Origin of the sequence: Cupriavidus sp. H39 (assembly GCF_050271075.1) — a bacterium.
Classification (GTDB): domain Bacteria; phylum Pseudomonadota; class Gammaproteobacteria; order Burkholderiales; family Burkholderiaceae; genus Cupriavidus; species Cupriavidus necator_B.
Window position 1 is genome coordinate 825,203 of record NZ_CP189848.1, and the last position, 24,387, is coordinate 849,589.

The 24,387-nt window shown below is 67.7% G+C and carries 22 protein-coding genes and 1 tRNA gene; 12 read left to right on the top strand and 11 right to left on the bottom strand.

The genetic code is table 11. The features are described from left to right. Nucleotides 1-10: 10 nt before the first annotated feature. The 5 genes from ybeY to ACOCMH_RS19315 form a co-directional block, all read right to left on the bottom strand. Nucleotides 11-766, bottom strand: coding sequence for an rRNA maturation RNase YbeY (ybeY, locus tag ACOCMH_RS19295; RefSeq protein ID WP_427312564.1), 756 nt, complete (start codon nt 764-766; stop codon nt 11-13). Then, on the bottom strand, nt 767-1,768 hold the full coding sequence (locus tag ACOCMH_RS19300; protein WP_427312565.1) for a PhoH family protein: 1,002 nt from the start codon (nt 1,766-1,768) through the stop codon (nt 767-769). It abuts the gene before it with no gap. A 30-nt stretch (nt 1,769-1,798) separates the two neighbouring features. Beyond that, nucleotides 1,799-3,151, bottom strand: a complete 1,353-nt coding sequence (gene miaB, locus ACOCMH_RS19305; protein ID WP_427312566.1) for a tRNA (N6-isopentenyl adenosine(37)-C2)-methylthiotransferase MiaB — start codon at nt 3,149-3,151, stop codon at nt 1,799-1,801. Nucleotides 3,152-3,241: 90 nt separating this feature from the next. Next, nucleotides 3,242-3,625 carry a hypothetical protein gene (locus tag ACOCMH_RS19310; protein ID WP_427312567.1) on the bottom strand — a complete coding sequence of 128 codons (384 nt, stop codon included), beginning with the start codon at nt 3,623-3,625 and terminating at the stop codon, nt 3,242-3,244. Nucleotides 3,626-3,734: 109 nt separating this feature from the next. Further along, nucleotides 3,735-5,420 (bottom strand): ClcB-like voltage-gated chloride channel protein, encoded by a 1,686-nt coding sequence (locus ACOCMH_RS19315; RefSeq protein WP_427312568.1) that lies wholly within the window; start codon nt 5,418-5,420, stop codon nt 3,735-3,737. A gap of 312 nt (nt 5,421-5,732) precedes the next feature. Here ACOCMH_RS19315 and ACOCMH_RS19320 point away from each other — a divergent pair, with 312 nt between their 5' ends. Continuing rightward, on the top strand, nt 5,733-7,298 hold the full coding sequence (locus ACOCMH_RS19320; protein WP_427312569.1) for a DEAD/DEAH box helicase: 1,566 nt from the start codon (nt 5,733-5,735) through the stop codon (nt 7,296-7,298). 18 nt (nt 7,299-7,316) lie between these two features. Continuing rightward, nucleotides 7,317-8,363: a serine/threonine protein kinase gene (locus tag ACOCMH_RS19325; RefSeq protein ID WP_427312570.1), complete on the top strand. Its 1,047-nt coding sequence runs from the start codon at nt 7,317-7,319 to the stop codon at nt 8,361-8,363. Between the two features lie 46 nt (nt 8,364-8,409). On the opposite strand, the gene ACOCMH_RS19330 is transcribed toward ACOCMH_RS19325, so the two are convergent. After that, nucleotides 8,410-8,850, bottom strand: a complete 441-nt coding sequence (locus tag ACOCMH_RS19330; RefSeq protein ID WP_427312571.1) for a universal stress protein — start codon at nt 8,848-8,850, stop codon at nt 8,410-8,412. A 347-nt stretch (nt 8,851-9,197) separates the two neighbouring features. On the opposite strand from ACOCMH_RS19330, the gene ACOCMH_RS19335 reads away from it, so the two are divergent. From ACOCMH_RS19335 to ACOCMH_RS19350, 4 genes are all read left to right on the top strand, one after another. Next, entirely contained in the window at nt 9,198-10,265 is a 1,068-nt protein-coding gene (locus ACOCMH_RS19335; protein WP_427312572.1) for a CaiB/BaiF CoA transferase family protein, read from the top strand. Nucleotides 10,266-10,500: 235 nt separating this feature from the next. Beyond that, on the top strand, nt 10,501-11,127 hold the full coding sequence (locus tag ACOCMH_RS19340) for a LuxR C-terminal-related transcriptional regulator (protein ID WP_427312573.1): 627 nt from the start codon (nt 10,501-10,503) through the stop codon (nt 11,125-11,127). A gap of 93 nt (nt 11,128-11,220) precedes the next feature. Further along, nucleotides 11,221-12,810: a L,D-transpeptidase family protein gene (locus ACOCMH_RS19345; protein WP_427312574.1), complete on the top strand. Its 1,590-nt coding sequence runs from the start codon at nt 11,221-11,223 to the stop codon at nt 12,808-12,810. A 30-nt stretch (nt 12,811-12,840) separates the two neighbouring features. Further along, complete coding sequence (locus ACOCMH_RS19350; protein ID WP_427312575.1) at nt 12,841-13,428, top strand: YcbK family protein; 588 nt, start codon at nt 12,841-12,843, stop codon at nt 13,426-13,428. A 103-nt stretch (nt 13,429-13,531) separates the two neighbouring features. Here the strand turns inward: ACOCMH_RS19350 and ACOCMH_RS19355 are convergent. From ACOCMH_RS19355 to ACOCMH_RS19375, 5 genes are all read right to left on the bottom strand, one after another. Continuing rightward, nucleotides 13,532-13,608: transfer RNA gene (locus tag ACOCMH_RS19355), tRNA-Met, on the bottom strand. A 131-nt stretch (nt 13,609-13,739) separates the two neighbouring features. Then, on the bottom strand, nt 13,740-15,437 hold the full coding sequence (locus tag ACOCMH_RS19360; RefSeq protein ID WP_427312576.1) for an MFS transporter: 1,698 nt from the start codon (nt 15,435-15,437) through the stop codon (nt 13,740-13,742). Nucleotides 15,438-15,682: 245 nt separating this feature from the next. Beyond that, the gene (locus ACOCMH_RS19365; RefSeq protein WP_427312577.1) at nt 15,683-16,015 is read right to left on the bottom strand and encodes a DUF4212 domain-containing protein; all 333 of its coding nucleotides are present in this window, start codon (nt 16,013-16,015) and stop codon (nt 15,683-15,685) included. Further along, complete coding sequence (locus ACOCMH_RS19370) at nt 16,012-17,559, bottom strand: sensor histidine kinase N-terminal domain-containing protein (RefSeq protein ID WP_427312578.1); 1,548 nt, start codon at nt 17,557-17,559, stop codon at nt 16,012-16,014. Before ACOCMH_RS19370 ends, ACOCMH_RS19365 begins: the two co-directional genes overlap by 4 nt. Before the next feature lie 53 nt (nt 17,560-17,612). Next, nucleotides 17,613-18,302, bottom strand: a complete 690-nt coding sequence (locus ACOCMH_RS19375; RefSeq protein WP_012351826.1) for a response regulator — start codon at nt 18,300-18,302, stop codon at nt 17,613-17,615. 237 nt (nt 18,303-18,539) lie between these two features. On the opposite strand from ACOCMH_RS19375, the gene recA reads away from it, so the two are divergent. The 6 genes from recA (at nt 18,540) to ACOCMH_RS19405 (ending at nt 24,375) form a co-directional block, all read left to right on the top strand. Further along, on the top strand, nt 18,540-19,604 hold the full coding sequence (gene recA / locus ACOCMH_RS19380) for a recombinase RecA (protein WP_171514123.1): 1,065 nt from the start codon (nt 18,540-18,542) through the stop codon (nt 19,602-19,604). A 111-nt stretch (nt 19,605-19,715) separates the two neighbouring features. Next, on the top strand, nt 19,716-20,183 hold the full coding sequence (gene recX / locus ACOCMH_RS19385; RefSeq protein ID WP_427312579.1) for a recombination regulator RecX: 468 nt from the start codon (nt 19,716-19,718) through the stop codon (nt 20,181-20,183). Between the two features lie 325 nt (nt 20,184-20,508). Next, on the top strand, nt 20,509-21,216 hold the full coding sequence (locus ACOCMH_RS19390; protein ID WP_427312580.1) for a DUF2889 domain-containing protein: 708 nt from the start codon (nt 20,509-20,511) through the stop codon (nt 21,214-21,216). An 88-nt stretch (nt 21,217-21,304) separates the two neighbouring features. After that, a complete protein-coding gene (gene sucC / locus ACOCMH_RS19395) occupies nt 21,305-22,471 on the top strand; it encodes an ADP-forming succinate--CoA ligase subunit beta (protein ID WP_171514120.1) in 1,167 nt (388 codons plus the stop codon). Nucleotides 22,472-22,558: 87 nt separating this feature from the next. Continuing rightward, on the top strand, nt 22,559-23,440 hold the full coding sequence (sucD, locus tag ACOCMH_RS19400) for a succinate--CoA ligase subunit alpha (protein WP_171514119.1): 882 nt from the start codon (nt 22,559-22,561) through the stop codon (nt 23,438-23,440). Between the two features lie 239 nt (nt 23,441-23,679). Then, on the top strand, nt 23,680-24,375 hold the full coding sequence (locus tag ACOCMH_RS19405; protein ID WP_171514118.1) for a YjbE family putative metal transport protein: 696 nt from the start codon (nt 23,680-23,682) through the stop codon (nt 24,373-24,375). The last annotated feature ends 12 nt before the right edge of the window (nt 24,376-24,387 follow it).

Here is a 24,387-nt window from a genome sequence, read left to right on the forward strand (position 1 = left end):
GGCAGCCGCATCACGCGGCCCGTTCGGCTTTCTCGGCCCGGTAGGGATCGGCATAGCCGAGCGCCTGCAGCGTCTCGGTCTCGATCGCTTCCATTTCCTCGGCCTCGGCGTCGTCCTCGTGTTCGTAGCCTTGCGCGTGCAGTACGCCATGCACGACCAGGTGGGCGTAATGCGCCTCAAGCGGCTTGCGCTGTTCACGCGCCTCGGCTTCCACTACCGGGCAGCACAGCACGATGTCGCCGGTGACCGGGTCGTCCTCGCGCTCGGCATAGGCGAAGGTCAGCACATTGGTGGCGTAGTCCTTGCCGCGATAGGTGCGGTTCAGCGTGCGGCCCTCTTCCTCGCCGACGAAGCGGATGGTCAGCGCGGCGTCGGCGTACAGCGCCGACTTGACCCAGGTCTCCAGCTTGCGCCGTGCCGGCAGGCCGTTGCCCTTGCCGATGCCGTCGCCGTGCTGGACTTCCAGCTCCAGTGCCGGCGGCGTGGCCGGGGTGCCGGTGGTGGTGGTCAGCGGCGTGGCGGTCACCGCCACCGACAGCGCGTCATGGTTGTCCGGGCGCACCAGCAGGCCGGCCTGCTGGTGGGTATCGGTGTGTTCGGCCAGCAGCGCGACCACGCCGTCGGCGGCCTGCGACAGGTCCAGCGTCAGGCTGCGGCCGTCGGGCAGCTGCACCCGCAGCGCGTGCGCGGCGCTCTTGCGCGCGCGGCCTTCGTTATCGAACAGGGTCAGGCTGACGGCGGAAGACTTGGAGTTGGGGGATTTCAATTACGCGTCCTTGTGCTGGGCGTGGTATTCGTCATAGGCATCGACAATGCGCGCCACCAGCGGATGGCGCACCACGTCGATGCTGGTAAAGCGGGTGCAGGCGATGCCGCGCACGTCGCGCAGCACATGCTGCGCTTCCACCAGGCCGCTTTTCTGCCCCTTGGGCAGGTCGATCTGCGTGGTGTCGCCGGTGATCACCGCCCTGGAGCCGAAGCCGATGCGCGTCAGGAACATCTTCATCTGCTCAGGCGTGGTGTTTTGCGCCTCGTCCAGGATGATAAAGGCATGGTTCAGCGTGCGCCCGCGCATGTAGGCCAGCGGCGCGATCTCGATCATCTGGCGCTCGAACATCTTCTGCGTGCGGTCGAAGCCGAGCAGGTCGTACAGCGCGTCGTACAGCGGCCGCAGGTAGGGGTCCACCTTCTGCGCCAGGTCGCCGGGCAGGAAGCCGAGCCGTTCGCCGGCTTCCACCGCGGGACGCGTCAGCACGATGCGCTTGACCGCGTCGCGCTCCAGCGCGTCGACCGCGCACGCCACCGCCAGGTAGGTCTTGCCGGTGCCGGCCGGGCCGATGCCCATGGTCAGGTCGTGCGACAGGATATTGCGCAGGTAGTCGCGCTGCGCCACGGTGCGGCCCTGCAGGCCGGGGCGGCGGGTATGCAGCATCGGCGATTCGTCGCCTTCCTCGCGCTCGGCCTCGTCGTCATTGCCGTTGCCGGGCAGATAGCTGCCATGCGCGCTGAGCTGGCGGGTCTCGACCAGGCCCAGCTGCACGTCGTCGATCGACAGCGGCGTACGCGCGTGGTTGTAGAAACGCTCCAGCGCCAGCGCGGCGTCCTGCGCGTGGTTGCCACGGATGGTCATGCGGTGGCCGCGGCGCTGGATGGTCACGTCCAGCGCCTGCTCGATCTGGCGCAGGTTCTCGTCGAGCGGGCCGCACAGGTTCTGCAGCCGGGTGTTGTCGTCCCGGGGGGCGACAAATTCTGCGGAAGGGATTTTCATCGGTGGGCGATGGCCTCGGTTGCGGGTGCCTTACTGGCGCACCACGATCTCGCCGCGCAGCGAGTGCGGGAACGCCTGGGTGATGCTGACCTCGACCAGCTGGCCGACCAGCCGGTCGCGGCCCGCCTGCGGCACGCCTGGCAGGGCGAAGTTGACCACGCGGTTGTTCTCGGTGCGGCCGTGCAGCTCGGTCGGGTCCTTGCGCGCCGGGCCCTCGACCAGGATGCGCTGCACCGTGCCGACCATGTTCTGGCTGATGCGCTGCACGTTTTCCTCGATCGTGGCCTGCAGCCGCTGCAGCCGGCGCAGCTTGACCTCGCGCGGGGTATCGTCGTGCAGGTTGGCGGCGGGCGTGCCGGGGCGCGGGCTGAAGATGAACGAGAACGAGGTGTCGTAACCGATTTCCTCGATCATCGCCATCAGCTTGTCGAAGTCGGCATCGGTTTCGCCGGGAAAGCCGACGATAAAGTCCGACGACATCGACATGTCGGGCCGCAGCGCGCGCAGCTTGCGGATGATGCTCTTGTATTCCAGCACGCTGTAGCCGCGCTTCATCGCCATCAGGATGCGGTCGGACGCGTGCTGCACCGGCAGGTGCAGGTGGTTCACCAGTTTGTCGCAACGGCCGTACAGCTCGACCAGGCGCGAGGTGAATTCCTTCGGGTGGCTGGTGGTGTAGCGGATGCGCTCGATGCCGGGAATCTCGGCCACATACTCGATCAGCAGCGCGAAGTCGGCAATCTCGGCGGTATCGCCCATCTTGCCGCGGTAGGCGTTGACGTTCTGGCCCAGCAGCGTGACTTCGCGCACGCCCTGTTCGGCCAGGCCAGCCACTTCGGCCAGCACATCCTCGAACGGCCGCGATACTTCCTCGCCGCGGGTGTACGGCACCACGCAGTAGCTGCAGTACTTGGAGCAGCCTTCCATGATCGAGACGAAGGCGCTCGGGCCCTCGACGCGCGCCGGCGGCAGGTGGTCGAACTTCTCGATCTCGGGGAAGGAGATATCCACCTGCGACTGGCCGGTGCGCTGGCGGCGCGCGATCAGGTCAGGCAGGCGGTGCAGCGTCTGCGGGCCGAACACCACGTCGACATACGGCGCGCGCGCTACGATGCTGGCGCCTTCCTGGCTGGCCACGCAGCCGCCCACGCCGATCACCAGGTCGGGCTTGGCGGCCTTGAGCGCCTTCATCCGCCCCAGTTCCGAGAACACTTTCTCCTGCGCCTTCTCGCGCACCGAGCAGGTGTTGAACAGGATCACGTCGGCGTCTTCGACGCGGTCGGTGGCTTCCAGCCCCTGGCTGGCGTTGAGGACGTCGACCATCTTGTCCGAGTCATACTCGTTCATCTGGCAGCCGTACGTCTTGACGAAAACTTTCTTCATATGCCGATCTCAGTGGTTGACCTGGGGGCATCAGGGTGTGGCAACAACACGGCCGGCGCGTGGGGCGCGCCGGTCGCACTTCGGGGGTGGTTATTTCTTCAGCGCCTGCTGTTCGGACTCGCTCAGCACCCATGCGGTCAGCAACTGGCCGTACAGGTCAAGCTTGTACCGCACCGGCAGCTTCCGGCCCGCCACTGCGGCGCTGGCCAGCAACTGGTTGTCGGTGCCGAACAGGCGCAGCCCGGGCGCCACGCCTACGGTCTTGCCGTCGAGCGTGGCTGCCTGCGGCGCACCGGCCGACGGCGTGGCGAGCACCAGTTTCGCCGCTGGTGCATCCGCCGGAATCGCCCGTACCGGCTGGGCCATCGCACCGGCCGCCCCCAGTATCAGGGCCGCGCCGCAGGCCAGCCGCGCCAGGCGCGAAGACTGGATCGACTTCGGTGCCTCGCGGCGCGTATCACGACCTGCTGGCATGGGAGAACTCCGGCAAAGGGGCGAAGCATTGGCGGGAACGGCCCGAGGGCGGGCGCAACCGGGCATTTTACCCGCTCGCGGCCGCTCCGGTGCATGGACCGGAGCGCGTTCAGAACAGGCAGGATGCCTCTTGCAGCACGCGTTGCTTGGATACCGTGCCCATCAGTTCGCGGCTGGCCGCGTCGCGCACCAGCGGGATGCGGTTGATGCCGTGCTCGGCGAACACCGCCAGCGCATCGCGCAGGCGCGAGTCCGGCGTCAGCGCCGGAAAGTCGCGCTCGGCCAGCGCCAGCACATCATCCGGCGCCCCCTCGCGCTGCGCGCGCTGCAGCGCATGGATCGACAGCGCGCCGAGCAGCTTGCCGTCCGCGCGCACCAGATACAGGTAGCGCGTGCCGGTTTCGGCAAACTTGTCGGCGGCGGCCGCCAGCGTGGCGTTGGGGTCGAGCACGGTGTCGGTCGGGTCGCACAGGCCGGCCAGCGTCAGCGTGCGGGCCTGTTCGGCGGCCGCCGACGCCTGCGCGCGCTCGGCGATCACGCTGTACAGCGACAGCGTCTGGCAGCGCGACGCGGTGTAGTACGCCGCCACCGCGCCGATCATCGACGGCAGCAGCAGCGCGGGCGCCAGCGTCATCTCGAACACCATCAGCACCGACATCAACGGCGCCTGGCTGGTGGCCGCCAGGAAGGCGCTCATGCCCACCAGCGGCAGCAGCGGCGCCGCGCCCGCCGCCGCGCCCGGCATGCCGAGCGCCAGCAACTGGCCCAGCGCCGCACCGACGAACAGCGACGGCGTGAACACGCCGCCGACCGCGCCCGAGCCCATGCTGATCACCGTGGCCGCCAGCTTGGCCAGCAGCACGGCCGCCACCGGCACGCTCAGCGGCTGCTCCTGCAGCAGGGTCTGGATGGTCGAATAGCCGTTGCCGACCACTTCCGGCACCGCCATTGCCAGCGCGCCGACCAGCGCGCCGCCCAGCGCCAGCCGCGCCACCAGCCCGCCCGGCAGCACCGCGAAACGGCTGCGCGCGAAGCCGGCCGCGCGCAGGAACAACGCGCCGGCGATGCCGGCGGCCACGCCCAGCGCCGCCGCGGCCAGCAGGATCTGGGGGCGCAGGTCCGGGGCGATGTCGAGGCCGGGGTAGAGCGGCTGCAGCCCGCCGTGCCACTGGCTGACCATGGCGCCGGCCACCGAAGCCAGGAACAGCGGCATCAGGCGCTGCACCGCGAGCGCGCCGAACACCACTTCGGCGACAAAGACCGCGGCAGAAAACGGGGTGTGGTACACGGTGGCCAGGCCCGCCGCGGCGCCGCAGGCGGTCAGCATGCGGCGCATGTTGGAGCCGCCGCCGCGCTCGAGCCGGGTCGTGGGGAACAGCGACCCGCACAGCGCCGCCAGCTGGATCATCGCGCCTTCCTTGCCGACCGAGCTGCCGCTGACGATCGAACAGAACGACGACAGCGCGCGCAGCAGGGTGATGCGCACCGGCAGCCGGCCGCTGCCATTGGCGACCGCTTCCATATAGTCGGTCGCGCCGGGATGGGTGCGGGCCAGGCGGTTGGCCAGCACCAGCAGGCCGCCGGCGAGGGCGCCGCCCACTGCCGGCACCACTACGCGCCACGCCAGCGCCAGCGTGGCGAACACGGTGACCACGTCGGCATGGCTGGAAAACAGCACGACGCCGGCGCCGTCCAGCGCCTCCTTGAACAGCGTGGTGGCGATGGCGGCAATGATCCCGACCGGGATGGCCGCAAGCAGGATGACTTCCTGGTCTTCGAGGAAACGCAAGCGCATGGCGGCTTTCCGGGGCAGGCGAGGCGAGGGGCCGGGCCGCAGAAGCGGGGCGGACAGAGGCGGTCATGATAGCGCAGCGCCACCTGCGCAGACCCGATGTGCGCCGGCGCGCATTCGCGGCGGAAACCGGTGCCGAAGCGGGTGCATAATCCGCCTGCGCCAGACTGGTACACTAGCGCTCTTTCCTCCGCGGGCGGGCCGGTGCCCTGCCAGGCCGGCTTCCCGGCGTTCGCGTTCCGATTCCGATCGATTACAAGGAGCCATCCGGCGTTTGGCGCACCGCGTGCGCAGCGATGGCCCAAGCAGCAATTCATGTCTTTTTCTGAACTCGGCTTGTCCGACAAGATTGTGCGTGCCGTAGCCGAACAGGGCTACACCACCCCGACCCCGATCCAGGCCCAGGCCATTCCCGCCGTCCTCAAGGGCGGCGACCTGCTTGCCGGCGCCCAGACCGGCACCGGCAAGACCGCCGGCTTTACGCTGCCGATGCTGCAGCTGCTGTCCGAAACCGCGCCACGCCACGCCGGCGGCGCCCAGCGCCCCGGCCGCGTGGCCGTGCGCGCGCTGGTGCTGACGCCCACGCGCGAACTGGCGGCGCAGGTCGAAGAGAGCGTTCGCAACTACGGCAAGTACCTGCGCCTGCGCTCGATGGTGATGTTCGGCGGGGTCGGCATCAACCCGCAGATCGAGCAGCTCAAGCGCGGCGTGGAGATTGTCGTGGCCACGCCTGGCCGCCTGCTGGACCACGTGTCACAGCGCACCATCGACCTGTCGCAGGTGGAACTGCTGGTGCTCGATGAAGCCGACCGCATGCTCGACATGGGCTTCATCCACGATATCCGCAAGATCCTCAACGTGCTGCCGGCAAAGCGCCAGAACCTGCTGTTCTCGGCAACGTTCTCGGACGATATCCGCGCGCTGGCCGACCGCCTGCTGAACAACCCCGCGTCGATCGAAGTCGCGCGGCGCAATACCACCGCCGAGACCGTCGACCAGCGCGTCTACCCGGTCGATCGCGAACGCAAGCGCGAACTGCTGGCCCACCTGGTGCGCCAGCATGACTGGCACCAGGTGCTGGTGTTCACGCGCACCAAGCACGGCGCCAACCGCCTGGCCGAGCAGCTGACCAAGGAAGGCCTGTCGGCGCTGGCGATCCACGGCAACAAGAGCCAGTCGGCACGCACGCGCGCGCTGTCCGAATTCAAGGCCGGCACGCTGCGGCTGCTGGTGGCAACCGATATCGCCGCGCGCGGCATCGACATCGACCAGCTGCCGCACGTGGTCAACTTCGACCTGCCCAACGTGCCGGAGGATTATGTCCACCGTATCGGCCGCACCGGCCGCGCCGGCGCCGAGGGCGAGGCGATCTCGCTGGTCTGCGTGGACGAAGTGGCGCTGCTGCGCGATATCGAACGCCTGATCAAGCGCAAGCTCGAACAGACCGTGCTGCCGGGCTTCGAAGTCGACCCCAGCATCGCGCCCGAGCCGATTCAGAAGGGCCGCCAGCAGCGCGGCGGCGGACAGGGCCAGGGCCAGGGCCGCGCACGGGCCGAAGCGCGTCCGGCCGGCGACAGCGAGGGCGCGCAGCGCCAGCGTCCGGCCCGCCAGGGGCAGGGCGCGCAGGGCGGACAGGGTGCGCCGCGGCAGGGCCAGGGCGGCCAGCGCGGCAACGGTGCCGCCAACGGCAACCGTGCCGCCCAGCCCGCCGGCGCGCGCAACCCCGCGCCGCGCCGCGATGGCCAGGACCAGGCGCGCCCGCAACGGGCCGCGGCCCAGCCCGCGCGCCAGCCGCATGATGCCGCGCCGGCACCGGCGCGCAACCGCCGTCCGGCGCCGCAGGCGGCGCTGCTGGGCGGCAGCCGCAAGCCGGCGCGCTGAGCGGAGCCGGCCGGCACCATGCACGCCTCCGACGCTCCCGCCGACTCCGGTGTGCCCTATGCCGGCCTGACGCCGGAGCTGATGCTGGACGCGCTCGAGGGCGCCGGCCTGCGCCCCGACGGGCGTCTGCTGGCGCTCAACAGCTACGAGAACCGCGTCTGGCAGGTGGGCATCGAGGATGCCCCACCGGTCATCGCCAAGTTCTATCGCCCGGGCCGCTGGACCGATGCGGCCATCCTTGAAGAACACGCGTTCGTGCAGCAACTGGCCGACGCCGAGATTCCCGCGGTGCCAGCCATGGCGCTGGCGCCGGGCGAGGCCGGTACGCTGCTGCATCACGCCGGCTTCCGCTTTGCCGTCTTCCCCCGCTGCGGCGGCCGCGAGCCGGCGCTGGACCGCGCTGATACGCTGACCTGGCTGGGCCGCTTCATCGGCCGCATCCATGCGCTGGGTGCAACCCAGCCGTACCAGGCGCGCCCAGCGCTGGATCTCGACACCTTCGGCATCACCCCGCGCGACTGGTTGCTGGCCAGCGGCTGCATTCCGGCGGATCTCCTGCCCGCGTGGCAGTCGGTGGCGCAACTGGCGCTGGACGGCGTGCGGCGTTGCTATGAGCGCGCCGGCGACGTGCGGCTGCTGCGCGTTCATGGCGACTGCCATCGCGGCAATGTGCTGTGGATCGACGAGGACGACGCGCGCGGCGGCGCCCACGGCGAGCCCGGCCCGCATTTTGTCGACTTCGACGACAGCCGCATGGCCCCGGCGATCCAGGACATCTGGATGCTGCTCGAGGGCGACCGCGCGGCGATGCAAGGCCAGCTTGCCGACATCGTGGCCGGCTACGAGGATTTTTCGGAATTCCAGACGCGCGAGCTGTGGCTGGTGGAAGCGCTGCGCACGCTGCGGCTGCTGCACTACAGCGCCTGGCTGGCCAGCCGCTGGGCCGACCCGGCCTTTCCGGCCGCGTTCCCGTGGTTCGGTACCGCGCGCTACTGGCAGGACCGCATCCTGGAACTTCGCGAACAGGTCGCGCTGATGGACGAAGCGCCCCTGTGGGGCGCTTGAGGCTTGCCGGAACGCGGGCGCTCTACGCCGCCCGCCGTGCCGCTGCTTAGCCCTTCTTTTCCGGCGCCTTGACCAGCAGCACCGGGCAGTCGGCCTGCGCCAGAACGCGCCCTGCCACCGAACCGATCACCGCATCGAAGAACGACCCACGGCCATGCGTGCCCATCACGATGGCGGCCGCGCCGACCGAACGCGCATAGCCGACGATGCGCTCGGGCGCGAAACCGTGCAGCGGGTGCCGCTCGAATGGCACATTGGCCGCGGCGAGGATGTCGCAGACCCCCGCCATCGCCTTGTCGCTGGCTTCCTTGTGCCAGTCGTCGATGGTTTCCTTGCTGACAAAGGCGCGCACCTGGCCGCTTACTTCGGGCGCCACGTGCACGACATGGACGGTGAAGCCGTTCTGCAGCAGCTTGCCTTCGGCAATAAAACGTGCCGCGGCGTCGCTGAAGGCCGAGCCGTCGGTGGCGAGGACGATATGGGTCATGGCGGAATCTCCTGGATGGGGGCTGTCGGCAAGCGCCGCGACCATGTGGCCGCAACGCCATCTGGAACCATCATGCCCCCTAGTGTCCTGCCACGATGCGATTCAGATCAAGTCGCATAGGAACTGTCCGAATTTCTGGTGCGATAACCGGTTGGGGGGGCGGCCTGACGGATTCCGTCAATCCGGCTGAAGCATTTGGCCATTGCCCCGTCAACACGGCGACGCGTAGCATGCTCCCGAGCCCCGCGGCCAGCATGGCCCCCATGCGGCGAAGGGCAGACCGATCCAACCACCAATGCAAGCGGCCCCGCCTGGCACGCGCGGGCAGCGAACCGGAGACAACGATCATGAGTGAGCGCGGCAACCTGCAGCCCCTGCGCGGTATCAAGGTAGTGGAATTCGAAGGCATCGGCCCCGGGCCGTTGTGCGGTGCCATGCTGGCCGGCCTCGGCGCCGAGGTCACGCTGGTCACGCGCCCGGTGGCTCCCGACGCGCGCCGCATCCTGCGCGGGCAGCCGGTGCCGGCCGAGATGGAGCTGGAGCACGGCAAGCGCGTGGTGCAGCTGAACCTGAAGGCGCCCGAGGATGTTGCGGCCGCGCTGGACCTGGTGGCCGGCGCCGACGCGCTGATCGAGGGGCTGCGTCCCGGCGCGATGGAACGCCTGGGCCTGGGGCCCAAGGCCTGCCATGCCCGCAATCCCCGGCTGGTCTATGGCCGCATGACCGGCTGGGGCCAGACCGGCCCGCTGTCGCAGAGCGCCGGCCACGATCTCAACTACATTGCGCTGACCGGCCTGCTGTCGATGGCCGCGCGCGAAGGCAGCCTGCCGATGGTGCCTCCCACGGTGATGGGCGATGCCACCGGCGCGCTCGGGCTGGCCTTCGGCATTACCAGCGCCATCCTCAGCGCGCGCGCCAGCGGCGAGGGCTGCGTGGTGGATGCCGCCATCACCGATATCGTCGCCATGCTCGGCTCGCTGGTGCAGGTGTCGCGGGCGGCCGGCACGCTGGGCGGCCCGCAACCGAGCCCGTTCCATGATTCACCGTTCTACGACGTGTTCCCGTGCGCGGACGGACGCGCCATCACCCTGGGCGCGCTGGAGCCGCAGTTCTACCGCGAACTGCTCGAGCGCCTCGAACTGACTGACATCGACCCGGCCGCGCAGTACGACCGCGCACAGTGGCCGGCGGTGAAGGCCCGCATCGCCGCCACCATTGCCAATAAGCCCAGCACCCACTGGGAATCCGTGCTGGGCGGCACCGACGTGTGCTTCGCGCGCGTGCTGACGCTGGACGAGGCCGCGCGCCATCCGCACAACCAGGCACGGGGCACGTACCGGCTGTACCAGCAGGGCGAGCGCGAGCTGCCGCGCTCGGCGCCCGCGCCGCGCTTCCTGCCTGCCGGCACGGAATGACTGGCCGCGGCGTCGATGCCGCGGCCGCGCGCAGCGAGCCCCCACGCGCACCGCATCGCGCGACGCCGCAGGCAATTGACGCTAGCCGCGTCATCGAAGGAAAAGCCTGACTCTCGTGCAGAATCCGCTGCGTCAGCGCAGTGAGAATTCGGCGCATCAAGGCACCTCAGGGCCCTTAACCTTGGCATAGCCAGCCGCCTGGCCAATCCCTCGCCAGTTGTTAAGGAGCCATGAATTGCCACCCGCGCTGATCGTCGACGCACCCTCGAAGTTCCGCACCTTGTTGTGCGCCGAACTTGCCGCCAAATTCGATGGGGACGAGGTACTGGAAACGGATGGTGTCAGGGAGGGATTCCGCCTCGCCCGCGAACAGCGGCCCGGCCTGGTGCTGGTCGATGTCGAGCGCTTCGGCAATCCCGGCCTCGACTTCGTCCGGCGGGTGGCGGCCACGCTGCCGTCCGTGGCGCTGCTGGTGCTGTCCGGCACCGAGGCGGCCCAGGCGCCGGTGCGGGCCTTGCGCGCCGGCGCCCACGGCTTCGTGGTCAAGCAGCGTGGCCTGGACGAAGTGATGCAGGCCGTGCGCGGCGTGCTGAGCGGCTACCTGGTGTTTCCGCTGCAAACGCTTGAGACGGTGCGCCAGCTCGGCGAGCAGCAGCAGGCCGGCCTGCCGCGGTTGAGCAACCGCGAGATCACCATCCTCCAGTACCTGGCACGCGGACACTCCAACAAGTCGATCGCCGCGCAGCTGCTGATCAGCAGCAAGACCGTCAGCACGCACAAGGCCAATATCATGGCCAAGCTGCATGTGGGCTCGCTGGTCGAGATGGTGGACTACGCGCGCCGGCATCAACTGGTGTGGTGAAGGGCGCCTGCCGGGTTGGGCGCGTCGGGCCGCGCCGGTCCGCCATCGCGGGTAGACTGTTGGCATCTGTGACGAATCCGAGCTATCCGCCTGATGCCCCAGACCCTGAATGCTGTCGTGCGCGGCCTTGGCGCCGTCGCCATTGCCTGCGCCGCGTGGCTTGCCGTGCCGGCCTTTGCCAACGAGCCGATGTGGTTCGTGCAGGGCCGGCCGGTGCCCGAAGCCAGGCAGGCGGTGGACGCACTGGCTGCCGCGGCCACCGACGGTCTCGATCCGCGCGACTACGATGCCGAACCTTTGCGCCAGGCCGTGACCCAGGCCGCCAGCGGCCCGGCGTTGCCACCCGATGCCGCGGCCCGGCTCGATGCCGCGCTGAGCGCCGCCATGGAGCGGATGCTGGCCGACCTGCACGGCGGACGGATCAACCCGCGCGCGGTCCAGGCCAATTTTGCGCCACAGGCGGAGCGGCCCTTCGACGCCGCCACCTGGCTGCGCGAGGCCGTCGCCCAGCACCGTTTGCCGGATGCCATCCGCCAGGCGGCACCCACGTTCCCGCTCTACGGCACGCTGCGCCAGGCCCTGGCCCACTACCGCGACATCGCCAGGCAGCCGGTGTGGCAACAGCCGCTGCCGCCCTTGCCGGCCAGCAAGCTGACGCCGGGCCAGCCGTGGGCGGGCGCCGGCGCGCTGACCGCGCGCCTGGTGGCGCTGGGCGACCTGCCCGCCGGCACGCAGCCGCCGGCCCGCTACGAGGGCGCGCTGGTCGATGGCGTCAAGGCCTTCCAGTCGCGCCATGGCCTGGAGGCCGACGGCGTGATCGGCGCGGCCACGCTGGCGCAGCTGAACCTGCCCATCGCCGAGCGCGTGCGGCAGATCGAACTGACCATGGAGCGCATGCGCTGGACCCCGCTGGACGGCCCGCGCATGATCGTGGTCAACGTGCCGGAGTTCATGCTGCGCGCCTACGAGATCCGCGACGGCAAGCTCGACATCAAGCTGGAGATGAAGGTGATCGTCGGCAAGGCGCTCGACACGCGCACGCCGCTGTTCGAGGAGGACATGCGCTATATCGAGTTCAGCCCGTACTGGAATATCCCGCCGTCGATCGCGCGCCGCGAGACGGTGCCGCGCCTGCGCCGCGACCCGGCGTATTTCAGCCGGCAGGGGCTGGAGTTCGTCGGCGGCGACGGCAAGGCCGTGACCACCTTGTCCGAAGCGAACCTCGACGCCGTGCTGAACGGCAGCCTGCGCATCCGCCAGCGGCCCGGCCCGCTCAACGCGCTGGGCGACATCAAGTTCGTGTTTCCCAACAACGAGAACATCTACCTGCACCACACACCCTCGCCGCAGCTGTTCAAGCGCGACCGGCGCGACTTCAGCCACGGCTGCATCCGCGTGGAAGCCCCAGTAGCGCTGGCCCAGTTCGTGTTGCAGGATATGCCGGACTGGAACGAGACCCGGATCCGTGAAGCCATGACGCGTGGCAAGTCCAACACGGTGCGCCTGCAGCAGCCGTTGCCGGTGGTGCTGGCTTACGGCACGGTCATCGCGCGCGCCGATGGTCGTGTATCCTTCTTGCCTGACATCTACGGTCACGACAAATTGCTGGACAAGGCGCTGCGGCAACGCACCGCGCGCCCCCAGCCGCGCGCTGTTGCCAGCGCCTCCGGCGTCGCTCACTGAGGCGCCCCCCGCACATTCAGAGGAAGTAACATGACTGACGCGACGCGCAAGGCACGCCGCCGCTTTCTTCATACCACCGGAACCCTGGCGCTGGCCGCCGGCCTGATGCCGCTGGCCCCGCGCCGCGCGCTGGCCAGCCTGCCTGCCAACCAGGCGATGGCGGGCCTGCCGGATGCCCGCACATTGGCTTTCGATCACACCCACACCGGCGAGCGCGTATCGCTGGTCTATGCCGTTGGCGACCGCTTCGTGCCCGACGCGCTGACGACGCTCAACGGCTTCCTGCGCGACCATTACTCGGGCAAGGTCGGCACCATCGATCCGCAGTTGTTCGACCTGCTGTTCCAGGTCCGCCGCGAGTTGGGCACGGACCAGCCGTTCCAGGTCATTTCCGGCTACCGCAGCCCGGCCACCAATTCGCGCCTGCGCAGCACGCGTGGCGGTGGCGTGGCCAAGCACAGCCTGCACATGGATGGCAAGGCCATCGACATCCGGCTCGCCGGCGTGTCGCTGGCAGACGTGCGCGACGCCGCCAAGTCATTGCAGGGCGGGGGCGTCGGCTACTACGAGTCCGATCAATTCGTGCACATCGATACCGGGCGCGTGCGCTACTGGTAAGCGTTGCCTGTCGGGCTGCCCCGGTTGGGGTGCCCGTCCGCGCTGGCGAGGAGCCAAAGCAAAAAGCCGCGATCTCTTGCGAGATCGCGGCTTTTCAAATAGATGGTGGCGAATCAGGGACTCGAACCCCGGACCTGCGGATTATGATTCCGTCGCTCTAACCGACTGAGCTAATTCGCCAACGAAGACTGAGATTATACCTAGGGTTTCGAGGCTGTCAACACCTTGCGGCGAAGATTTTGCACGACGCTTCGCTCAAACAAAACGGCAGGCCACAGGGCCTGCCGTTTTAGTCAATGCCGCACGAATGCTCAGTCGTTGGCGTAGATGTTCACGTCCTTGGTCTCGCGAACGAACAGCGCGCCGATCACGAAGGTGATGGCAGCGATGATGATCGGGTACCAGAGGCCGTAGTAGATGTTGCCGTTCTGTGCCACCAGCGCGAACGAGATGGTGGGCAGCAGGCCGCCGAACCAGCCGTTGCCGATATGGTAGGGCAGCGACATCGAGGTGTAGCGGATGCGCGTCGGGAACAGTTCCACCAGCATGGCGGCGATCGGGCCGTAGACCATGGTGACGTAGATCACCAGGATGACCAGGATCACCAGCACCATGATCGTGTTCATCTGCGCCGGATCGGCCTTGGACGGATACCCGGCCGAAGACATGGCGCCGCCGACTTCCTTCTTGAACGCCGCGATCTGGCTCTTGCTGGCATCATCGAAGCTGTTGCTGTTGGCAAGCTTGGCGTCGAAAGCCTTGATTTCCTTGTCGCCGATCTTGACCGAAGCCACCGTGCCCGCCGGAGCGTTGACCACCTCATAGCTGGCCGATGCCTGGGCCAGCGTGCGCTTGACGATATCGCATGAACTGCGGAAGTCCACTTCGCGGGCGATCGGGCTGCCCTGGAACGAGCACTGCTTCGGGTCCGCGGTCACCACGATCTGCGCCGATTGCTGGGCACGCTCCAGCGCCGGGTTGGCGTAGTGGGTCAGCGCCTTGAACAGCGGGAAGTAGGTCAGCACGGCCAGCGCGCAGCCCGCCAGGATGATCCACTTGCGGCCGATCTTGTCGGACAGCGAGCCGAAGAAGATGAAGAACGGCGTGCCGATCACCAGTGCGCCGGCGATCAGCAGGTTGGCCGTCTTGGCATCGACCTTGAGTACCTGCGTCAGGAAGAACAGCGCGTAGAACTGACCCGTGTACCACACCACGGCTTGGCCGGCGGTCAAGCCGAGCAGGGCCAGGATCACGATCTTGAGGTTGCGCCACTGGCCAAATGACTCGGTCAGCGGAGCCTTGGAGGTCTTGCCCTCTGCCTTCATGCGCTGAAATGCCGGCGATTCGCTCATCGACAGGCGGATGTACACCGACATCCCCAGCAGCAGGATCGACAGCAGGAACGGGATGCGCCAGCCCCAGGTCTCGAAGTTCGGGCCGGTGAACTCGCGGCACAGCAGGATCACGATCAGCGACAGGAACAGGCCCAGCGTGGCCGTGGTCTGGATCCACGAGGTGTACGCACCGCGCTTGCCGTGCGGGGCGTGTTCGGCCACGTAGGTGGCGGCGCCGCCGTACTCGCCGCCCAGCGCAAGGCCCTGCAGCATGCGCAACGCGATCAGGATGATCGGCGCGGCCCAGCCGATGGTGGCGTAGCTGGGCAGCAGGCCGACGATAAAGGTCGACATGCCCATGATCAGGATCGTCACCAGGAAGGTGTACTTGCGCCCGATCATGTCGCCCAGGCGACCGAACACCAGGGCCCCGAACGGCCGCACGATAAAGCCGGCGGCGAAGGCGAGCAGCGCGAAGATGAAGGCCGAGGTCGGGTCAAGCCCGGCGAAGAACTGCTTGGCGATAATGGCCGCGAGCGAGCCGTATAGATAAAAGTCGTACCACTCGAACACCGTACCCAGCGATGAGGCAAGAATCACCTTGCGCTCTTCACGGGTCATCGGTGCGTTCTGCGCGCCCCCTCCGGGCACCGCGACGTTTTGCACGTTTGCCATTTGTCTCCTCCGTCTGGAATGAATCTCGGGCGGGGCGTGGCGCGCGGGAAGCACCGCGCGGCTGGCCACTATGCCCAGAGTTGCAGAGGATTGTGGGTTGCGAAACTTACTGCGGTCTGACAGATTCCGGCGCGCAGGCGGCAAAACCGTCGGGGTATACGCTAGCCGCCGGCAAGGCTTTGGATGCTGCGCTGCAAGGGTCGGCGCGCCTGCGCCGCGCAGAAATGCGGCTTGCGTGCGTGCCGCTATGCAGCATCGGCGCCCGGCCCGCGCGAGGCGCCTTGCGAGGGCATCGCCGACGGTGGCGCGGCGGGGCGCTCGGCCTCGGCATCGCTATGGTTCATGCGCCAGGCGTAGAGCGCGGCCATCAGCACGTAGACCACCAGCGCCCCCTGCGCGCCGACCCAGAACGAAAACGGCCAGCCAAAGAAGTCGAAGCGCAGGTCGCGCGCAAACCACGCCACCACGAAGGTGACCGTGAACCAGACCGCGAGCAGGCCGCCGATCCAGCGCAGGTTGCGGTGCCAGGCGAGGCGCTGGCGTGCTTCGGCGCCGCCGGGAGTGGGACTGTCATTCATACGGAGGGAAAGTTCTCGGGGCGGCGCAGCGTCACGCGGAAATGCGCACCGGCCAGCCGTGGCGATTGCTGGTAGACGTGGTCGGAGATCTGGACGTCGCCGCCGTGCTGCTGCACGATTTCGCGCACGATCGCCAGGCCCAGGCCGCTGCCTTCGGTGTTGGTGCCCAGCACGCGGTAGAAGCGTTCCATCACGCGGTCGCGCTCGGCCGGCGCAATGCCCGGGCCGGTATCTTCCACGTCCAGGTAAGCGAATGGTTCAAAGGCATCGGCGCTGACCCGCACCGTGGCCCGGCCGCCGCGCGGGGTGTAGCGGATGGCGTTGTCGAGCAAGTTGTTCAGCATCTCGGTCAGCATCAGGCGATTGCCCTGGACCACCACCGGATGGTCGTCGGCATCCAGGCCCAGGTCGATGTCGCGCGCCCAGGCCTGCGGCAGCCAGTCCTTCACCACCTCGCGCGCCAGCGCTGCCAGGTCCAGCGCGGCCATGCCGCCGGTGCCGGCCAGGTTCTCCATGCGCGCCAGCGACAGCAGCTGTGTGACCAGGTGCGCGGTGCGTTCCGAGCTGCCGGCGATCTGCGCCAGCGAGCGCCGCAGCTCCTCGGGGGACTGCTCGCGCTGCGCCAGTTCGGCCTGCATGCGCAGGCCTGCCAGCGGCGTCTTCATCTGGTGCGCGGCATCGGCGATAAAGCGCTTCTGGGTCTGCACCGACTGGTCCAGGCGTGCCAGCAGGTCGTTGAACGAGCCCACCAGCGGCGTGATCTCCTGCGGCGCGGCGCGCTCGTCGATGGGGCTGGTATCGCCGGGGTTGCGCGCACGGATGCGCTGCTGGATCGCGGTCAGCGGCGCCAGCCCGCGCGACAGCCCGAACCACACCAGCACCACCGCCAGCGGCAGGATCACGAATTGCGGCAGGATCACGCCCTTGATGATCTCGTTGGCCAGGCGCGCGCGCTTGTCCAGGGTCTCGGCCACCTGCACCAGCACCGGCTGGGTGCCGCTGACCTGCTTCAGTTCGATATACGTGTAGGCCACGCGCACGTCGTTGCCGGCCACGCGGTCATCGCGCAGCGACACCAGCCCCGCGTGGCCCTGGTCTTCCTCGGAAGGCAGCGGCAGGTCATGGTCGCCGGCGATGTACTCGCCGCGCTTGCCGACCACTTGGTAGTAGATGTTGTCGGTCTCGTCGGCGCGCAGGATCTCGCGCGCCGACAGCGGCAGCTGCAGCGTGACGCGGCCGTTGACCTCGCGCACCTGCTGCGACAGCACGATGGCGCTGGCTTCCAGCGCGCGGTCGAAGGGGCCGTTGGCGATCGACTTGGCCACCAGGTAAGTCACGGCGATGCTCATCGGCCAGAGCAGCAGCAGCGGCGCCAGCATCCAGTCGAGGATCTCGCCGAATAGCGAGCGCGGTGCGGGATGGGCGGTGCTTTCCTCCAGGTGCGGCAGGGCGTCCGCCAGGTCCTGGTCGGTGGCGTCCGGGGCGGGAGGCAGCGGTGGCGCGGTGCGGGGCACGCGCCGCCAGGGCAGTCGCAGCAGGCTCATGTCGGCGAGGTTGCGCTCAGGTCAGTCGCGTGGCCTGCATGCGATCGGTACGATCAATGCGGCGCGGCCACGGCCGGCTGGAATTTTTCCAGGCAATAGCCCAGCCCGCGCACGGTGGCGATGCGGATGCCGCCCACCTCGATCTTCTTGCGCAGGCGGTGCACGTAGACCTCGATGGCGTTGTTGCTGACTTCCTCGCCCCATTCGCACAGGTGGTCCACCAACTGTTCCTTCGATACCAGGCGGCCGCTGCGTGTGAGCAGGATCTCGAGCAGGCCGATCTCGCGCGCGGACAGATCCAGCATCTGGTCGTTCAGATAGGCGATGCGCCCGACCTGGTCGTAGGCCAGCGGCCCGTGCCGCATCAGCGTGGCGCCGCCGCCGGCGCCGCGCCGCACCAGCGCGCGCACGCGCGCTTCCAGCTCGGACAGGGCGAAGGGCTTGGCCATATAGTCGTCGGCACCCAGGTCCAGGCCCTTGACGCGCTCGTCGACGCTGTCGGCGGCGGTCAGGATCAGCACCGGCAGCATCGCGCCGCGCGCGCGCAGGCGCTTGAGCACCTCGAGCCCGCTCATGCGCGGCAGGCCCAGGTCGAGGATAAGCAGGTCGAAGGTCTGGGTCGACAGCGCCGAATCGGCTTCCAGGCCATTGGCGACATGGTCGACGGCATAGCCAGAGTGGCGTAGCGAGCGTGTCAGGCCGTCGGCCAGCACGTCGTCATCTTCGGCGATCAGAATGCGCATGGTTGTCTCCACCCTGGCCGGCATCGCCGGCACCGGTGCGCAAACAGGGGCGCGCGGCGCGAAGGGGCTTGCCAAGCATACTGTTTTTTTATACAGTACCCGCACGTTCCGCTGGGGCCGCCCGGGGAGACCCCCTGGAGTGCGGCCGCGCAGATAGCCGGGCCGGCGCTGATGCCGGCAAATGCCGGTGCCGCGCCACATGCGGCCTATTTATACACCATTGACTCAAGGACGACCATGGACGACAAGAAGGCAGGTGCCGGCGTGAGCGCCGAGAAGCAAAAGGCGCTTGCCGCCGCGCTCTCCCAGATCGAGAAGCAGTTCGGCAAGGGCTCGATCATGCGCCTGGGCGACGGCGAGGTCGAAAAGGACATCCAGGTGGTTTCCACCGGTTCGCTCGGCCTGGATATCGCGCTTGGCGTCGGTGGTTTGCCGCGCGGCCGCGTGGTCGAGATCTACGGGCCGGAATCGTCGGGCAAGACCACGCTGACGCTGCAGGTCGTGGCCGAGATGCAGAAGCTGGGCGGTACCTGCGCCTTTATCGATGCGGAGCACGCGCTGGACGTCAACTACGCCTCCAAGCTGGGCGTGAGTGTCGGCGACCTGCTGATCTCGCAGCCGGACACCGGCGAGCAGGCGCTGGAAATCACCGACGCGCTGGTGCGCTCGGGCTCGATCGACCTGATCGTGATCGATTCGGTGGCGGCGCTGGTGCCCAAGGCCGAAATCGAAGGCGAAATGGGCGATTCGCTGCCCGGCCTGCAGGCCCGCCTGATGAGCCAGGCGCTGCGCAAGCTGACCGGCACCATCAAGCGCACCAACTGCCTGGTGATCTTCATCAACCAGATCCGCATGAAGATCGGCGTGATGTTCGGCTCGCCGGAAACCACCACCGGCGGCAACGCGCTGAAGTTCTACGCCTCGGTGCGCCTGGATATCCGCCGCATCGGCTCGATCAAGAAGGGCGACGACGTGATCGGCAACGAGACCAAGGTCAAGGTGGTCAAGAACAAGGTGTCGCCGCCGTTCCGCGAGGCCTTCTTCGACATCCTCTACGGCCAGGGCATCTCGCGCCAGGGCGAGATCATCGACCTGGGCGTGGATGCCAAGATTGTCGAGAAGTCGGGCGCCTGGTACAGCTACAACGGCGAGAAGATCGGCCAGGGCAAGGACAACGCGCGCGAATACCTGCGCGAGAACCCGGACATTGCCGACGAAATCGAAAACAAGGTGCGCGCCGCACTGGGCGTGGTGGCCATGAACCCCACGGCCGCGGCCGCGGCGGCAACGATCGAAGACTGATCGGGCCGGCGCCCGCTGCGCCATCCGGAAAGGCCGGGGCATCGCCGATGCCCCGGCCTTTTTGCTTGGCCCGCAGGGCCGGTCTCCGATCCGCTGATTCCCGGTCATCCCATGGCAACCCGTCCCCCGCTGTCACTGAAGGCCCGCGCCGTCGGCTACCTGTCGCGCCGCGAGCACAGCCGAGCCGAACTGGCGCGCAAGCTGGCGCCCCATGCCGAGTCGGCCGAGCAGCTGGAACAATTGCTGGACGCGCTGGAGCGCGAGAATTGGCTGTCGAACCAGCGCTTCGCCGACAGCCTGGTGCATCGACGGGGCGCCCGCTATGGCACCGCGCGCGTGATGCAGGAGGCCAAGACCCACAAGCTGGACAGCGAGCAACTGGGCGAGCTGCAGGAGCGCCTGCGCGCCACGGAGGCCGAGCGTGCCCGCGAGGTCTGGCGCAAGCGCTTCGGTACGCCGCCCGATACGCCCGAGGCACGGGCGAAGCAGATCCGCTTCATGGTGGCACGCGGTTTTTCGCGTGCGGTGGTCGGCAAGATCATCCAGGGCGCGGACGAGGACTACGGCGACGGGGATTGAACTCGCGTCCGCAGGCCAGGCGCGAGTACCTGTGCTGCCGTCATGTGTATTTCGCTGCGTTGCGTCATCGCGCCATGCCCACTATGCATTCTTGTCAGGGCCGGAAGGCAGTGTCCGCTGGTGCATTGCGGCAATGCTGACCGGCCTGCCCTGGCGCCATGGTCGGCCGACAATCCTGGCGCGACAGTCGCCGCACAAGGATGTTCCCGGCCAGCGCGGCCTGGCATGTTAAACTCCCCGGGTTATTTCGGTGCCGCGGCACCACGGTGCCCCAGCCCCCGGATTCTCCCGTCGCCTCCGTATCTTCCGTATTCTCAGCCTGGCCATGCCTCTGTCCCAGCCCGTCAACCGCTCCCTGCGTCACCGTCGCGCCATTTCGGCCGAGGCGTACCAGAGGGAAGACGGCCTGTGGGACATCGAGGTGCGCCTGACCGACACCAAGCCCCGCGATATCGAACTGGCCGGCGACCGCATCCGGCCGCAAGGCCAGCCGCTGCATGACCTGTGGCTACGCATCACCATCGATGAGGAAATGACGGTGGTGGATGCCGAGGCCTGCTCGGATTGGGTGCCGTATCCGTCCCACTGCGACACGATCGGCCCGGCTTACCGCAAGCTGATCGGGCTGAACCTGCGCAAGGGGTTTCGCAAGGCCGTGCGCGAGCGCCTGGGCGGCATGCACGGCTGTTCGCACCTGACCGAAGCCGCGGGCGTGCTGCCCAGCACCGCGATCCAGGCCTTTGCCGGCGAGGTCATCAGTATCCGCGACAACGGCGAGGACGATCCGAATCCGGAGCCGCCCTATCAGTTGAACGGCTGCCACGCCCTGCGTTTCGACGGCGAGGTGGTGCGTCAGTTTTACCCGCGCTGGTATGGTCACCAGCCGACGCCCAAGGTACGGGCCGAGGCCGCGCCTGCCGTCGCATCCGCGCCGCAGGCGCAGCAGCCCGCGGCCAATGGCGACCGCGGTGGTCACGCAATCGACGGCAACGACGCTGTCCCGGCCGAACGGCCGACCGGCACCTCCGGCTGATTCTCAGGATCGGCCAGCCGGCGAGAGAGTTCGTCTTCATTCAGATTCTTCCCTTCTACCTTTTACGCCTACCCGAAAGGAAACACGCATGAATATCCATGAGTATCAAGGCAAGGAAATCCTGCGCAAATACAATGTGCCGGTTCCGCGCGGCATTCCCGCGTTCTCGGTTGACGAGGCCCTGAAGGCCGCAGAACAGCTCGGCGGCCCGGTGTGGGTTGTCAAGGCGCAGATCCACGCGGGCGGCCGCGGCAAGGGCGGCGGCGTCAAGGTTGCCAAGAGCATCGACGACGTCAAGACCTATGCCTCGAACATCCTGGGCATGCAGCTGGTCACGCACCAGACCGGTCCGGAAGGCAAGAAGGTCAACCGCCTGCTGATCGAAGAAGGCGCCGACATCAAGAAGGAACTGTACGTTTCGCTGGTGGTGGACCGTGTTTCGCAGAAGATCGCCCTGATGGCGTCGAGCGAAGGCGGCATGGACATTGAAGAAGTCGCTGCCCACTCGCCGGAAAAGATCCACACCCTGATCATCGAGCCGTCGACCGGCCTGACCGACGCTGACGCCGACGACATTGCCCGCAAGATCGGCGTGCCCGACGCTTCGGTTGCCCAGGCTCGCCAGGCCCTGCAAGGCCTGTACAAGGCGTTCTACGACACCGACGCCTCGCTGGCTGAAATCAACCCGCTGATCCTGACCGGCGACGGCAAGGTCATCGCGCTGGACGCCAAGTTCAACTTCGACTCGAACGCGCTGTTCCGTCACCCGGAAATCGTCGCCTACCGCGACCTGGATGAAGAAGACGCCAACGAAATCGAAGCCTCGAAGTTCGACCTGGCCTACATCTCGCTGGACGGCAACATCGGCTGCCTGGTGAACGGCGCCGGCCTGGCCATGGCCACCATGGACACCATCAAGCTGTTCGGCGGCGAGCCGGCCAACTTCCTCGACGTGGGCGGCGGTGCCACCACCGAGAAGGTGACCGAAGCCTTCAAGCTGATGCTGAAGAACCCGAACGTGCAGGCCATCCTGGTCAACATCTTCGGCGGCATCATGCGCTGCGACGTGATCGCCGAAGGCGTGATCTCGGCCTCGAAGGCTGTGCACCTGACGGTGCCGCTGGTCGTGCGCATGAAGGGCACCAACGAAGAACTGGGCCGCAAGATGCTGGCTGACTCGGGCCTGCCGATCATCTCGGCGGACACGATGGAAGAGGCCGCCCAGAAGGTCGTGGCTGCCGCCGCCGGCAAGTAAGCCGAGGCGCCGTTACCCAATACAAGCGAACTCCGGCAGCGCGCGTGGCCTAGCCCTCGCTGCCAGAGTCAAGCAAAGGACGAAAGCATGTCGATTCTGATCAACAAAGACACCAAAGTCATCACCCAGGGCATTACCGGCAAGACCGGCCAGTTCCACACCCGTGGCTGCCGCGACTACGCCAACGGCAAGAACTGCTTTGTCGCCGGCGTGAACCCGAAGAAGGCCGGCGAAGACTTCGAAGGCATTCCCATTTACGCCAGCGTCAAGGACGCCAAGGCCGAGACCGGCGCCACCGTGTCGGTCATCTATGTGCCGCCCGCGGGCGCCGCTGCCGCGATCTGGGAAGCCGTTGACGCCGACCTGGACCTGGTGGTCTGCATCACCGAAGGCATCCCCGTGCGCGACATGATGGAAGTCAAGGACCGCATGCGCCGCGAGAACAAGAAGACCCTGCTGCTGGGGCCGAACTGCCCGGGCCTGATCACGCCGGACGAAATCAAGATCGGCATCATGCCGGGCCATATCCACCGCAAGGGCCGCATCGGCGTGGTGTCGCGCTCGGGCACGCTGACGTACGAAGCCGTGGGCCAGCTGACCGCGCTGGGCCTGGGCCAGTCGTCGGCTGTCGGCATCGGCGGCGACCCGATCAACGGCCTGAAGCACATCGACGTGATGAAGATGTTCAACGACGATCCGGAAACGGACGCCGTGGTCATGATCGGCGAGATCGGCGGTCCGGATGAAGCCAACGCGGCCAACTGGATCAAGGACAACATGAAGAAGCCGGTGGTTGGCTTCATCGCTGGCGTGACCGCGCCTCCGGGCAAGCGCATGGGCCACGCCGGCGCGCTGATCTCGGGCGGTGCCGACACCGCCCAGGCCAAGCTGGAAATCATGGAAGCCTGCGGCATCAAGGTGACCAAGAACCCGTCGGAAATGGGCCGCCTGCTGAAGGCAATGCTGTAATCTCCTTCGCCTTCTCTGCTGCACTAGCGGAGATGGATACGCCAACTAATGCCCCCGCGATGCGGGGGCATTGGTTTTTTGTACGAAGTGACGTGATTGCCACGTGCGAGCCCGAGATGACAAGATTGAAATCTAATCGTAAGGTTCATACGTTAAACAGTCATGTCTGCGCTTTCAGACATCCGAAATCCCGTCAGATGACGGGGCGCGCCACAACATAGAACTCGAGGAGCCTCGCCGTGGAAATGCTGTCTTCCACCACTTTCTGGATTGCGTTGGGATCGATCATCCTGACCAACATCGTCCTGTCCGGCGACAACGCGGTGGTGATCGCGCTCGCCTCGCGCAACCTGCCGCCCGCCCAGCAGAAGAAAGCCATCTTCTGGGGCAGCGCCGCCGCCATCATCATGCGCGTGGTGCTGACCGTGGCCGCGGTCAAGCTGCTGAGCCTGCCGTACCTGAAGATCATCGGCGCCTTGCTGCTGGTCTATATCGGCGTGCAACTGCTGACCGGCGATGACGACGAGGAAGGCCACGACGCCAAGGACAATATCTGGGCCGCCATCCGCACCATCCTGATCGCGGACCTGGTGATGTCGCTGGACAACGTGGTCGCCGTGGCCGCCGCCGCCCAGAAGGGTCCGGAAGGCAGCCAGCTGCTGCTGCTGATCGTCGGCCTGGGCCTGTCGATCCCGCTGATCGTGTTCGGCAGCACCATCCTGCTCAAGGTGATGGAACGCTTCCCGGTCATCATCGTGCTGGGCGCCGCGCTGCTTGGCTACCTGGCCGGCGAAATGCTGGTGAGCGACCCGGTCGACGCCGCCTGGTTCGAAGTCCACGTGCCGCACGCCCACCTGGTCTTCGGCGCCGCCGGCGCCATCCTGGTGGTGCTCATCGGCAAGCTGCTGAGCCGCCGGTCAGCCCAGCCGGCCTGACGTCGTTCTGCT